Below are 13,838 nucleotides of genomic sequence, written 5' to 3'. Positions count from 1 at the left end.
GAAGTAGGGCGGGCACCGCCGCCTCACGAAGCAAGCGCGGCGGGCACCGCCCGCCGCGCGATTCAGCGGTCCGGCGCTTGCGTCAACGCCGGATGGTCCCAGCCATGCTTGGGCTTGAAGCGGTCGCCATGGCGGCGGGCCAGCTGCTCCAGCTTCGCCTTCAGCGTGTCGGCGCCTTCGCTGCGCACGTACTGGATCGGGCCGCCACGGAAGGGTGCGAATCCGGTGCCGAAGATCACGCCTGCATCCAGCAGATCGGCGTCGTCGACCACGCCGTCGGCCAGGCAGGCCACCGCCTCGTTGACCATCGACAGGATCATTCGATCCTGCAGGTCCGGCGGTGTCACGTAGTCGTTGTCCACTTCGGGCTTCTGCGGCTTGCCGTCCTGCCACACGTACAGTCCCTGGCCGTCCTTCTTGCCGCGCTTGCCGGCGGCGAGCCGTTCGTCCATGCCGGGCGGCAGCTCCAGGCCAAGGAAAGGCGCCAACTCCTTGCCCACCGAGGCGCAGACGTCCAGACCGATCGTGTCGGCCAGTTCGATCGGCCCCATCGGCATGCCGAACTTCTTCGCCTCGCGATCGAGCACCGCGCCGGGCACGCCCTCGCTGTACAGCCGCATGGCTTCGAGCAGGTACGGGACCAGGATGCGGTTGACCAGGAAGCCCGGCGTGCCCTTGACCGCGACCGGCAGCTTGCCGATCGCCTTGCAGAACGCCAGCGCGCGTTTCTCGATGGCCGGGTCGAGCCGGTCGTGGCGCACGACCTCCACCAGCGGCATCTGCGCCACCGGGTTGAAGAAATGCAGGCCGAGGAAGTCTGCCGGACGAGCGAGCTTGCCGCGCAGTTCGTCCAGCGGAATGCTGGAGGTGTTGCTGGCCAGGATTGCCCCGTCCTTGAGCTGTGGCTCGATGGCGGCGTACAGCGCCTCTTTCGCCTCGGCATTCTCGTAGATCGCCTCGATCGCCAGATCCGCCTGGGCGACGCCCTTGCCGTCGACGTCGGCGCGCAGCCGCTGCACTGCCGCGTCGATCTTCTCCGGGGTCTTGAGCTTTTTCTCGTACAGCGCGCGTGCGCGATCCAGCGCCGGCTGGATGTACTTCATCTCGCGGTCCTGCAGGGTCACGTCCATGCCTTTCAGCGCCACCCAGGCGGCGATATCGCCGCCCATCACGCCGGCACCCACGACGTGCACGCGGTTGATGGCCGCATCGACGCCGCCGCCCTGGCCCTTCAGCCGCTCCTGCAGGAAGAAGATGCGGATCAGGTTCTGCGCGGTGGGTGTCTGCGCCAGCCGCGCCACCGAGTCGGCTTCGATCTTCAAGCGCTGGCCGATGTCGCTGCCGCCGCGCTTCCACACGTCGATCAGGGCGAACGGCGCCGGATAGTGCTCGCGACGTACCTTGGCCGCCGTCTGCTTGACCATGATCGGCGCCAGGATCTGTCGCCCCAGCCAGCTGTTGCTGGCCCACGCCTTGGCTCGACGCCCGAACGGTCGCGACGGCGCGCGTCGCAGCAGCAGGCGCGCCTCGGCCAGCAGCTCCTGCGGGCGTGCGAGGTGATCGACCACGCCCAGCGCGAGTGCGCGCCGCGCCGAGAGCGGCTTGCCGGTGAGCATCACCGGCATCGCCTCGGCCGCACCGATCAGGCGTGGCAGGCGGGCCGTGCCGCCCCAGCCGGGGTGGATGCCGAGCATCACCTCGGGCAGGGCGATGCGGGTACTGTCCTCGTCGGCCGCCACGCGCAGACGGCACGCCAGGATCAATTCGGTGCCGCCGCCCATGCAGGGACCGTGCACCGCGGCCACGGTGGGGCAGGCGAGCCGGGCCAGTGCTTCGTACACGCGCTGGCCGTGCTCGATGTTCTCGCGCACGGTGTCCTGGCGCGCGTATTCCACGAACTCGCGGATGTCCGCGCCCACCGCAAAGCCCGCGGACTTGCCCGAATGGATGATGACGCCGGCGGGCATGTCGATCGCCAGCCGCTCGACGATCTGATCCAGCTCGTCCAGCACGGCACGATTGATCGCATTGACGCTGCTGCCGGCGCGGTCGAGCGTCAGCGTCACTAGGCCATCGTCCTCGTGGGTCCGCCAGTGGTTGAATCGCAATCCTTCGAACATGGGGGTCGGCACATGGTGGAGGAGGCCTGAACCATACCGTTCCGTGGTCGCGATTGCGAGATGTGACGCGTGCGCTTGACCCGCTGGTGACAGCGGTGTGAAATCGGACCGTTGCGGACGGTATCCGCCGAAACCAGTCGCACGCGCGGGTGCTCCCGAGCGATTCCCGCAGGTGCGATTGGCTAACTGAACCGGGTCGACGAGGGTCGATCGGTTCCCGGCCATTCGAAGGCATCCGCGCTCGCCGCGGGTCCGGATTCAGCACCTGCCGCAGGACGAAACCAGATGACCATCGCCATGGCCTCCGCCGTACCCCAGGCTGGCGCCGAGATATTCGAACGCATCCTGACCGCGCCCAGTGGCCTGGTCGTGTTGCAAAGCAAGGACGCCGAAGCGCTGATCGAACAGGTGCGCGTGCTGGCCAGGCACAGCGGCCAAGCGGTATACCTGTGGCAGCCGGACACCGGGCTGGGCAGCCTGCGCGAGGCCCATGCCCGGGTGCCGGACTGCGAGCGGCTCGGCAATGCGTTGCGTTACATGCAGCAGAGCATGCATTTCGGCGTCTATTTCCTGCGCGGGGTGGAGCTGCCCCTGTCGGCGGTGGATGCAGCGATGCTGCGCCAGTTGGCGCGGGCGCCCAAGGGCCACCTGCGCCGCGTGGTGCTGGTCGATGCGCCGCAGGCGCTGGTGGCCCACCTGGGCGACCTCGCCGCCCAGGTCAGTACCGAAGACGGCAAGCCGCGCCAGCTGCGCCTGCGCGATGGTCGCTGGCTGACATGAGGCCGCGCACATGAATGCGGGCATCCTGCTGGTAGCCGCCCAGCGCGACCTGCGCCGGGCGCTGTTCGACGCGCTCGATCGTGCCGGCTACGCGCGGCTGCATTCGGCGCGCGACATTTCCCACGCGGCGATCCTGCTGGAGGGCAATGCCGCGCAGGAACCGCTGCAGTTGATGGTGCTGGTGCTGGATGGCGACGAAACCCAGGCCTGCGCCGCTTGCGAGCAATTGCGCCGGCTGCCGGGCGCCGCCGATGCGCCGCTGATCGTGGTGCTGGCCGATGGCGCGCCGTGCAGCCCGGCCGACCTGCCGCCGGGGATCGCCGACTGGCTTTGCGCCGGACAGATTGCCACCGAACTGGTCGCGCGCTGGCAGCGCCTGCCGGTCAGCGCAGCCGGTGGCCCGGTCCCGACGGTTTGGGGTGCGGCCGGCGATTGGCGATGGGCCTTCGAGGAAAGCGGCAGCGAATGGTTGATGGTCGACCTGCAGAGCCAGTGCCTGCTCGAAGTCAGTCCCGGCGTGATCCGGCACAGTCGCCTGCCTGCCAGCGAGTGGGCCGGGCTGGCGCTGGCCGAGGCGGTACAGCTCGAGGGCGACACGTCGGTCACCATTTTCAACGACGCGGATCGCCGCTGGCATCCGGCCCGGCGCAAGTCGTCGCTGGGTTACGACACCGGTCAGGTGAACGTGCGGCGGGTCGAGCAGGGCGGCAGCGCGGCTCTGGCGCTGCAGTTTCGCAGCGATCGCGCCGACCTGCGGCCGGAGGCGGCGTTGTCGCTGTTGTCGCGCCTGTTCGCCTCAAGCAGCGGCGTCGACGCGCAGTCCGCCTGCGCGCAACTGCTGTTCGACGAGCTGGCGCTGGACTATCTGGCCGTGTGGTCGGTCCGTCCGGAAACGGCCGACGCCCCCGCCCAGGTCCTGCAACTGAGCCGCGAGGAACACGCGCAGTGGCCGCCGGGCTACCTGCAGAGTTCGCTGCAACTGGTGCTGGGCGGGCAGGCGATGCGGTACCAGAGCGATGCCGGCAAGCTGGCGGCGGTCGACCCGCTGCTGCAGCAGCTGGATCTGGCCGGCTTCGTCGGCTTGCCGATGTACGACGAGCGGCACAGCGTGCTCGGCGCCGTGCTCGCCGGCAGCCGCCGCGGTTTCGCCGAGATGGCGGTGGTCGAGCCGGTGCTGCGTTGCGCGGCGGCGCGTTTCGCCCGCACGCTGGAGCTGCAGCGCACCCGCGAACAGGGTCGCGCCGAGGGCTTGGTCGATGCCTTGACCGGGTTGCCCAACCGGTTGCTGTTCAACGACCGGCTGGAGGCGATCCTGCGCGAGGCGATCCGCAACGGCGAGTGCTTTGCCCTGCTGTTCGTCGACCTGGACCGGTTCAAGGCCATCAACGATACCTACGGCCACGCCACCGGCGACCGGGTGTTGCGCACTGTCACCCAGCGGTTGCGCGGCAGCATCCGCGCCTCCGACACCGTGGCGCGTTATGCCGGCGACGAGTTCACCATCGTGCTGCGCCACATCGTCAAGAACGACGACGTGCTGCGCGTGGCCGAGAAGATCGTGCAGATGATGGAGTCGCCGATCTTCCTGGAAGACGGCGTGGAGCTGCAGGTCACCGTGTCGATGGGCGTGAGCTTTTTTCCCGACGACGCCAACGACGCGGATACCCTGCTCAAGCATGCGGACGAGGCGATGTATTCGGCCAAGCACAAAGGCCGCAACAACTTCCAGATCTACGAGGTCAGTCCGGAGTACGCGCGCCAGCACGGCATGGCGCTGAAGACGCGCCTGCGCCACGCCGAAGGCAACGGCGAGTTGCGCGTGGTCTATCAGCCCCAGGTCAATGCCGAGACCGAGGACATCGTGGGCATGGAGGCGCTGGTGCGCTGGGAGCACCCCGAGCTGGGCATGATCAGCCCCGCCGTGTTCATTCCGCTGGCCGAGGAGACCGGGCTGATCGTGTCGATCGGCGAATGGGTGATGCACACCGCTTGCCGCCAGGCGCGCGAGTGGGAGCAGCGCTACGGCTTGCGCCTGCGCCTGGGCGTCAACCTGTCGGCCGTGCAGTTGATGGAGCCGCAGTTGCTGGAGATGGTGGCGCGCGCGCTGCGCGAGACCGGGCTCGATCCCACCCTGCTGGAAATGGAGATCACCGAGAGCATCAGCATCAAGGCGGCGCCGAACCTGGTGGAGAACCTCAATGCGCTGCACCGGCTCGGCTGTCACATCGCGATCGACGATTTCGGCACCGGCGCCGCCTCGCTGGACTACCTGCGCCGGCTGCCCGCCGACCGCATCAAGGTGGACCAGAGCTTCGTGCGCAATATCGGCGTGGACCCGGACGACGAGGCGATCGTGCGGGCCACCATCGAGATGGCCCACCGGCTGAACCGTGCGGTGGTGGCCGAGGGCGTGGAGACCGAGCAGCACCTGCAATTCCTGCGCGACCACCATTGCGACGAGCTGCAGGGTTACCTGTTCTGCCGGCCGTTGCAGCCGATCAGCTTCGAGAAGATGCTGGCCGAGCGCCAGCGCCTGCTGGGCGTGCGGCAGGCCGAACCGGCTTGAGCGGTCCGCAGGCGGCCCCATAACGGGAGCTGGCGCGACGATTGGCTAAACTGAACTCGGTGGGCCGCTCGTGGTCTGAGCGCCGGGTTCAGCTCACCCCAGGCACCCTCAGCGGATGACGGCATTGACGATGGACACGGCCCGCATGGGCGAAAACGAACTGGACCGCGCGCTGGTCGAGCGGGTCCAGCAGGGGGACAAGCGCGCCTTCGACCTGCTGGTGCGCAAGTACCAGCACAAGCTGATCGGGCTGATTTCGCGTTACGTGCGCAGCCATGCCGAGTGCGAGGACATCGCGCAGGAATCCTTCATCCGCGCCTGGCGCGCGATCGGCTCGTTCCGTGGCGACAGCGCGTTCTACACCTGGCTGTACAAGATCGCGGTCAACACCGCCAAGAACCACCTGGTGGCGATGGGGCGACGGCCGCCCTCCGGCGACGTCGACGCGGACGAAGCCGAGTTCATGGCCGGGGCCGAGCGCATGCACGACAGCGCCACCCCCGAGCACGAATTGATGCGCCAGGAAATTGAACAATCGGTGTTTTCCACTGTCCAAGCCCTGCCCGAGGAACTGCGGACCGCCATCACCCTGCGTGAAGTGGATGGCCTCAGTTACGATGAAATCGCCGAAGCGATGGGCTGTCCGATCGGTACGGTGCGTTCGCGCATCTTCCGGGCGCGTGAGGCGATCGACGAAAAGCTGCGGCCGCTGCTGTCTGGCCGCGAGGATCCGACATGAACCAGGCACAGACCCACCAGGACGCCCTCGAGAATCTCTCGGCCAGCATGGACGGCGAATTGCCTGTCGAGCAGTTGCGTTTCCTGTTGCGCCGACTCGATCACGATGAAGCCTTGCGCCAGGCATGGTCGGGCTACCACTTTGCCCGCGACGGCCTGCGCCGCGAGATCACCCTGCGCGCCTCCGGCGGCTTCGCCGCGCGGGTGATGCTGGCGATCGAGCAGGAGACGGTGGCCGCCGCGGCGCCGTCGCGACGGCACGCCTGGTTGCGCTGGTCCGGCGGTGGCGTGATCGCCGCCAGCGTGGCCGCCGCGGCGTTGATGATCAGCCAGCCGGCGGGCGATGCCGGCCGCGTGGACTCCGCCGTGGTGGCGGGGACCAGCCAGGTGACCTTGTCGACGCCGGCGAGCACGCCGGCAGCACCGCCTTCGGTGCCGCCATGGCTCAGCGGCAACGCAGCCGGCCTGCTCAGCCAGCAGGCTTCGGCTACCTTGGGCGCGCCGCTGGACGACGGCCAGTCGCGTGATGCGCGGCGGATGTCGACCTACCCGGCGATGCATCGTTATCGCACCCTGGACAACAACGACGGCAGCTATCTGCTGCTGCTCGACCCGGCACCGGATGCCTCGCACCAGGCCGCTGCCGGCCGGCGCTGAGATTGTCGGGCGAGTGATGGTTCGCGGCAAATCCTGTTGATGCGGATGTCCCCTCGGCGCCTGCGCCGAAGGTGTTGTGCGGCCGCTCGACTGTGCCGCGGCCCGCTTGCCGCGTCGTCATTGATCGCCGGTTCGCGCCGGCTGCAGTTCAAACCCAAGGAGGAGTCATGAGTCATTCCATCTTGCGTACGCTGGCCTGTTGCGCCCTGCTGGGCCTGGCCGGGGTCGGCGGCGTGCAGGCCCAGCCGGCGGCCGCCGCGGCGCTGCCGGATTTCACCGGCATCGTGCAGCAGAACGCCCCTGCGGTAGTGCACGTGGAGGCCCGGTACACCGGCGAACCGAATCGCTCGATGCGCGTGCAGGGCCAGATGGGACCGGGGCAGGGCATGCCCAACGACCCGGGCGCCGAGATCCTGCGGCGCTTCTTCGGCATGCCGATGATGCCCTCGCCCGAGGAGCAGCGGCATACCTCGCTGGGTTCGGGTTTCATCATCTCCAGCGACGGTTACATCCTCACCAACAACCACGTGGTCGACCATGCGGACAAAGTCACCGTGCGCCTGCAGGATCGCCGCACGCTGACCGCCAAGGTGGTCGGCACCGACCCGACCTATGACATCGCCCTGCTCAAGGTCGATGCCGGCGGTGCGCTGCCGACGGTGACCATCGGCAATTCGCGCAGCCTGAAACCGGGCCAGTGGGTGCTCGCGATCGGCTCGCCGTTCGGCTTCGACTACACCGTGACCCAGGGCATCGTCAGCGCGGTGGGCCGCAACCTGGGCCAGCGCGACCAGCCATATACCTCCTTCATCCAGACCGACGTGCCGATCAACCGCGGCAACTCCGGCGGCCCGCTGTTCAACCTGCAGGGCCAGGTGGTCGGCATCAATTCGCAGATCTATTCCAACACCGGCGACTATCTCGGCGTGTCGTTCTCGATCCCGATCGACGTGGCAATGAACGCGGTGCAGCAACTGAAGACCAAGGGTTACGTGTCGCGCGGGCAACTCGGCGTGACGATCCAGCCGGTCAGCGACGACATCGTCAAGGCGTTCAAGCTCGACAACGGCGTCGGCGCGGCCGTGGTCGACGTGGACCCGGACAGCGGTGCCGGCAAGGCCGGCCTCCAGGCCGGCGACATCATCCTGGCCTACGACAACCACGACCTGCAGCAGGCCGCCGACCTGCCGCCGCTGGTGGGCATGACCAAGCCGGGCAGCAAGGTGCCGGTGGAGATCCTGCGCAACGGCAAGAAGCAGACCGTGCAGGTGACCATCGGTGAGGCCAAGCGCGACGGCAATGCCGTGGACAACCGCAGCGCCGGCTCGCCCTCCGCGCGCAGCGGTTCGGCCGCGCTGGGGTTGAGCGTGCAGTCGCTCGACAACGATACCCGCAAGCAACTCGGGCTGAAGGACGGGCAGGGCGTGGTGATCGACGCCATCACCGGTCCGGTGGCGGCGCAGTCGGGGCTGCGCGCCGGCGACGTGATCCTGATGGTCAACCAGCGCAAGATCGGCAGCGTGGCGGAGTTCGAGGCGGCCACGAAGGACGTCAAGGCGGGCAGCACGGTCCTGCTGCTGGTGCGCCGCGGCGACCAGAGCCAGTTCATCGGCCTGACCGTGCCGGACGGGAAGTAGCCGGACCTCGCCCGGCAAGGGTGCCGCCCGTCGCGGGGCGGCACCGATCCCCTCGCGGATGCCTGCCGGACGGGTGTTCCATGCGATAATGCGGGGTTGGCGTCGCCTCGGGGCGGCGCGTCGTCATGCATGGTGCGTGGCGGCGGACCCCACGACCGAAAGGCCGCTCGCGCTCCATGGAATTGATCCGCAACTTCTCCATCATTGCCCACATCGATCACGGCAAGTCCACGCTGGCCGACCGCATCATCCAGATCTGCGGCGGTCTGGCTGACCGCGAGATGGAAGCACAGGTGCTGGACAACAATCCGATCGAGCGCGAGCGCGGCATCACCATCAAGGCACAGTCGGTGTCGCTGCCCTACACCGCGCGCGACGGCAAGACCTACCAGCTCAACTTCATCGACACCCCCGGCCACGTGGATTTCTCCTACGAGGTGAGCCGTTCGCTGGCCGCGTGCGAGGGTGCGCTGCTGGTGGTCGACGCGGCACAGGGCGTCGAGGCCCAATCCGTGGCCAACTGCTACACCGCGGTGGAGATGGGCCTGGAAGTGGTGCCGGTGCTCAACAAGATCGACCTGCCCACCGCCGACGTCGAGAAGGTCAAGGGCGAGATCGAGGCGGTGATCGGCATCGACGCCACCGACGCGGTGGCGATCAGCGCCAAGACCGGGCTCAACGTGGTCGAGGTGCTGGAGGCAATCGTGGCGCGCATCCCGCCGCCCAAGCCGCGCGACACCGATCGCCTGCAGGCGCTGATCATCGACTCGTGGTTCGACAACTACCTCGGCGTGATCTCGCTGGTGCGCGTCATGCAGGGCGAGATCAAGCCCGGCGACAAGTTGCTGGTGATGTCCACCGGGCGCAGCCACGAGGTCGACGACGTCGGCGTGTTCACGCCCAAGCGCAAGAAGCTGGACAAGCTGTCGGCGGGCGAAGTGGGCTGGATCAACGCCTCGATCAAGGACGTGCACGGCGCGCCGGTGGGCGACACGCTGACCCACGCCGGCAAGCCGGCCGCGGCGCCGCTGCCGGGCTTCCAGACCATGCAGCCGCGCGTGTTCGCCGGCCTGTTCCCGGTGTCGTCGGACGACTTCCCGGCGATGCGCGAGGCGCTGGACAAGCTGCGCTTGAACGACGCCGCGCTGTTCTTCGAGCCGGAGTCCTCCGAGGCGATGGGCTTCGGCTTCCGCTGCGGCTTCCTCGGCATGCTGCACATGGAAATCGTGCAGGAGCGGCTAGAGCGCGAATACGACCTCAACCTGATCACCACCGCACCCACGGTGGTTTACGAGGTGCTGCTCAGCGACGGCTCGATCCTGCAACTGGACAACCCGGCCAAGCTGCCGACCAACTCCAGCCTGATCCAGGAAATCCGCGAGCCGATCATCGTGGCCAACATCCTCACCCCGCCGGACTACATCGGCAGCGTGATCAAGCTGTGCGAGGAAAAGCGCGGCGTGCAGCGTTCGATCCAGTACCTGGCCACCCAGGTGCAGATCAGCTACGAGATGCCGCTGGCCGAGGTGGTGATGGATTTCTTCGACCGGCTGAAGTCCGTTTCGCGCGGCTACGCCTCGATGGATTACCACTTCGACCGGTTCGAGGCCGGTCCGTTCGTGCGCACCGATGTGCTGATCAACGGCGAGCGCGTCGACGCGCTGAGCCTGATCGTGCACCGCAGCCACGCCGACCGCCGCGGCCGCGAACTGGTCGAGCGCATGAAGGAGCTGATTCCGCGCCAGCAATTCGACGTGGCGATCCAGGCCGCGATCGGCGCGCAGATCATCGCCCGCTCGACGGTGAAGGCATTGCGCAAGAACGTGCTGGCCAAGTGCTACGGCGGCGACGTCAGCCGCAAGAAGAAGCTGCTGGAGAAACAGAAGGAAGGCAAAAAACGGATGAAGCAGGTCGGGCGGGTCGAGATCCCCCAGGAAGCCTTCCTCGCCGTGTTGAAAGTGGATAAATAGCCAAAGGCCGGGAATAGGGAATCGGGAATCGGGAATAGGAAGAGCGGCTTCACTATTCCCCATTCCCGATTCCCCATTCCTGGCTCCAAAGGGAGCCCCTCATGGAATTTGATTTTGCGGCGATTCTGCTTGGCCTCACCGTGCTGTTCGGCGTGGTGTGGGGGCTGGATCGGCTGTTCCTGTACAAGAAGCGCAAGGCGCGGCTGGACGCGGCGGGCGAGGAGTATCGCGACCCGATGCCGGTGGACTGGGCGCGCTCGCTGTTCCCGGTGGTGCTGGTGGTGCTGCTGCTGCGGTCGTTCGTGGCCGAGCCGTTCCGCATCCCGTCCGGCTCGATGATGCCGACGCTGGACGTGGGCGATTTCATCCTGGTCAACAAGTTCGCCTATGGCCTGCGCCTGCCGGCGTTCAACAACAAGATCCTCGACCTGGGCGAACCCGAGCGCGGCGACGTGGTGGTGTTCCGCTGGCCCGGCTTCACCTGCCATCGCGACGACGGCACGGTAGTGCACGGCGGCAATGCGGACTGCAGCGTTCCGGTGCCGAACCAGAACTGGATCAAGCGCGTGATCGGCCTGCCCGGCGACACCATCCAGATCCGCGACAGCGAGATCGTGATCAACGGCAAGCCGGTGCCGGCCGAGAAGATCGGCCCGTTCAAGGGCAACCACGCGCGCCCGGCGGACGAGGAACTGCTCGCCTACGGCGCCACCATCTGGAAAGAGCACCTGGGCAAGGTGACCCACCTGATCGCGCGCATGCCCGACCGCATGCCCACGCCGCCGGTGCCCAACGCGAACATGCCTGCGGTGGTGCCCGACAACTGCTATCTGGTGATGGGCGACGACCGCGAAAACAGTGAAGACAGCCGCTGGTGGGGCTGCATGCCGGAGCAGAACCTGGCCGGCAAGGCATTCCTGATCTGGATGAGCTGGAAGGGCTGGGGCACCGGCGGCGTGGATTTCTCGCGCATCGGCACGGTCATCCACTGACGCATCCTCCGGCCAGGCGCGCGACCGCGAAAACGTGATGCGATCGTGCCGCCCGCTCCCCGCCTGCGGCCAACAAGTGCGAGAATCCGCAGGCGCCATCGGCCCCGGCCGGGCCGGTGCGGCGGGTGCGGGCGACACCGGGACATCCACAGATCGAACGGCCGCCCAGGCGGCATAGCGAGGGGACTATGAAATCGAAACAGTCGGGCATCACCCTGATCGGCTTCCTGCTCATCATCGTGGTAGTGGGCTTCTTTGCCTACATGGCGATGAAACTGGCGCCGTCGTATTCCGAGTACATGGGCGTGACCAAGGCGATGAACCAGATCGCCACCGAAGGCACCAATGGCAAGTCGCTGGACTCGATCCGCCGCGATTTGATGTTCAAGCTCGGCTTCCAGTACGTCGACGATGCCACCGTCAAGCCGGCCAACATCACCATCAAGCGCGACGCCGGCGGCACCAGCGTGCTGACCGTGGCCTACGACAAGCAGATCCCGTTCATGTACAACATCGACTTCCTGCTGCACTTCAACAAGAGCGTGCCGCTGCAGGGCAATGTCGGCGAGTAGACGTTGAAGCTCCGTCACCGATTCAGTGATCCGGCCTGGGCGCAGTTGGCGCTGACCCACCGCAGCGCCGGCAAGCCCAACAACGAACGGCTGGAGTTCCTCGGCGATGCGCTGCTGGGCGCGATCATCGCCGAGCTGCTTTACGAGGTGCATCCCAAGGCCAGCGAAGGCGAGCTGTCGCGGCTGCGTGCGCAACTGGTCAACGGCAACGCGCTGGCCGTGGTGGCGCGCGAGCTGGAGTTGGGCGACGAGCTGAAGCTCGGCCCCGGCGAGCTCAAGAGCGGCGGCTTCCGTCGCGACTCGATCCTCGCCGATGCGTTCGAGGCACTGGTGGCGGCGGTGTACGAGGATGCCGGTTTCGACACCTGCCGCAGCCTGGTGCGCGACCTGTTCGGCGAGCGCGTCGCCGCGCTGCGACGCTCGTCCAAGGACGCCAAGACCCGGCTGCAGGAACACCTGCAATCCGGGGGCTGGCCGCTGCCGCAGTACGAGCTGGTCGACAGCCACGGCGAGGACCACGCCAAGACCTTCGACGTGACCTGCCGCATCAGCGAACCGCTGCAGATCGTCGCCGCTGCCACGGCCGGCAGCCGCCGCGCCGCCGAACAGGATGCCGCCGAGAGCGTGCTCGGCCAGTTGCTGGAACTGGCGCGCGACTCCTGAGCCGCCGGCGCCGCGGGTTCACCGTGCGCGCGCCTTCCACGCACTACACTTGCCCTCCGACTCGCCGAGCCTGCCACCATGAACGACCCCCTCGACATCGCCGACGGCAGCCTGCCGCATGAGGATTTCCGCTGCGGCACCGTGGCCCTGGCCGGACGCCCGAACGTGGGCAAGTCGACCCTGCTCAACGCGCTGATCGGCTTTCGCCTGTCCATCATCAGCCCGCGACCGCAGACCACGCGCCATCGCATTCTCGGCATCCACACCAACGAGGCCGGGCAGATCCTCTACGTGGACACCCCGGGCCTGCACCGGGGCGCCAAGCGGGCGATGAACCGCAGTCTCAACCGCGCCGCCCGCTCGGCGATCGGCGACGTGGACCTGGTGGTGCAGGTGATCGAGGCCGGTCGCTTCACCGACGAGGACGAGGCGCTGTACACCGCCCTGGTCGAGCAGTCCGCGCCGCGCCTGCTGGTGATCAACAAGGTCGATCTGAACAAGGACAAGACCGTGATGCTGCCGTTCGTGGCCGAACTGGCGCAGCACCATCAGTACGACGAGATCCATTACGTCAGCGCGTTGAAGGAACAGGGCCTGCAGGCGCTGGAGCAGGCCATCATCAAGCGCCTGCCGGTACGCGCGCCGATCTACGGCGTCGACGAGGTCACCGACCGCAGCGAACGGTTCCTCGCCGCCGAGATGGTGCGCGAACAGTTGATGCTGCGGCTGGACCAGGAGCTGCCGTACGCCACCACGGTGGAGATCGAGCAGTTCGAGGATCGGCCGGACGGCGTCGCCGAAATCCACGCCGTGATCTGGGTCGAGCGCGCCGGCCAGAAAGCCATCGTGATCGGCCAGGGCGGCGCCCAGCTCAAGGCGATCGGCTCCGGCGCCCGCCGCCACATGGAGCGCATGTTCGAGCGCAAAGTGTTCCTGCGCCTGTGGGTCAAGGTCCGCGAAGGCTGGGCCGACGACGAAAACATGCTGAAGAAATTCGGGTATACGGATTGAGAGCAGGGAATGGGGAATAGGGAATAGGGAATCGTCAAAGCCGAATCCGCCGCTCTCCCATCCCGTTTTCCCATTTTGGCTTTCTGCGAGTTATGGAACAGGAAGTAGGGAATCGCCAAGGCGACCACTGCT

The 13,838-nt window shown here is 67.4% G+C and carries 11 protein-coding genes; 10 read left to right on the top strand and 1 reads right to left on the bottom strand.

What is annotated here, in order from left to right; all coding sequences use genetic code 11:
* Positions 1–62: 62 nt before the first annotated feature.
* Positions 63–2,120, bottom strand: a complete 2,058-nt coding sequence (locus tag ACVCL9_RS06050) for a 3-hydroxyacyl-CoA dehydrogenase NAD-binding domain-containing protein (protein ID WP_447098753.1) — start codon at positions 2,118–2,120, stop codon at positions 63–65.
* A gap of 285 nt (positions 2,121–2,405) precedes the next feature.
* Between ACVCL9_RS06050 and ACVCL9_RS06045 the strand changes: the two genes are divergently transcribed.
* From ACVCL9_RS06045 to era, 10 genes are all read left to right on the top strand, one after another.
* Positions 2,406–2,900, top strand: a complete 495-nt coding sequence (locus ACVCL9_RS06045) for a hypothetical protein (RefSeq protein ID WP_395118837.1) — start codon at positions 2,406–2,408, stop codon at positions 2,898–2,900.
* Between the two features lie 10 nt (positions 2,901–2,910).
* Entirely contained in the window at positions 2,911–5,466 is a 2,556-nt protein-coding gene (locus ACVCL9_RS06040; protein ID WP_447098754.1) for a putative bifunctional diguanylate cyclase/phosphodiesterase, read from the top strand.
* 145 nt (positions 5,467–5,611) lie between these two features.
* Positions 5,612–6,205: an RNA polymerase sigma factor RpoE gene (rpoE, locus tag ACVCL9_RS06035; protein ID WP_395121396.1), complete on the top strand. Its 594-nt coding sequence runs from the start codon at positions 5,612–5,614 to the stop codon at positions 6,203–6,205.
* A complete protein-coding gene (locus ACVCL9_RS06030; protein ID WP_395118833.1) occupies positions 6,202–6,861 on the top strand; it encodes a sigma-E factor negative regulatory protein in 660 nt (219 codons plus the stop codon). The genes rpoE and ACVCL9_RS06030 overlap by 4 nt, the downstream gene beginning before the upstream one ends.
* Before the next feature lie 167 nt (positions 6,862–7,028).
* A complete protein-coding gene (locus tag ACVCL9_RS06025; RefSeq protein ID WP_447098755.1) occupies positions 7,029–8,498 on the top strand; it encodes a Do family serine endopeptidase in 1,470 nt (489 codons plus the stop codon).
* A gap of 176 nt (positions 8,499–8,674) precedes the next feature.
* Complete coding sequence (lepA, locus tag ACVCL9_RS06020) at positions 8,675–10,468, top strand: translation elongation factor 4 (protein ID WP_395118829.1); 1,794 nt, start codon at positions 8,675–8,677, stop codon at positions 10,466–10,468.
* 101 nt (positions 10,469–10,569) lie between these two features.
* Positions 10,570–11,460 (top strand): signal peptidase I, encoded by an 891-nt coding sequence (gene lepB, locus ACVCL9_RS06015; protein ID WP_395118827.1) that lies wholly within the window; start codon positions 10,570–10,572, stop codon positions 11,458–11,460.
* A 188-nt stretch (positions 11,461–11,648) separates the two neighbouring features.
* Positions 11,649–12,032, top strand: a complete 384-nt coding sequence (locus ACVCL9_RS06010) for a DUF4845 domain-containing protein (protein ID WP_395118825.1) — start codon at positions 11,649–11,651, stop codon at positions 12,030–12,032.
* 3 nt (positions 12,033–12,035) lie between these two features.
* Positions 12,036–12,695 carry a ribonuclease III gene (gene rnc / locus ACVCL9_RS06005; protein ID WP_447098756.1) on the top strand — a complete coding sequence of 220 codons (660 nt, stop codon included), beginning with the start codon at positions 12,036–12,038 and terminating at the stop codon, positions 12,693–12,695.
* A 78-nt stretch (positions 12,696–12,773) separates the two neighbouring features.
* Positions 12,774–13,706: a GTPase Era gene (gene era / locus ACVCL9_RS06000; RefSeq protein WP_395118821.1), complete on the top strand. Its 933-nt coding sequence runs from the start codon at positions 12,774–12,776 to the stop codon at positions 13,704–13,706.
* Positions 13,707–13,838 lie beyond the last annotated feature (132 nt).

The organism is Rhodanobacter sp. UC4438_H5, from assembly GCF_052978405.1.
Note: the sequence above shows the minus strand (reverse complement) of the source record. Positions and strands in the feature narration are given on the sequence as shown.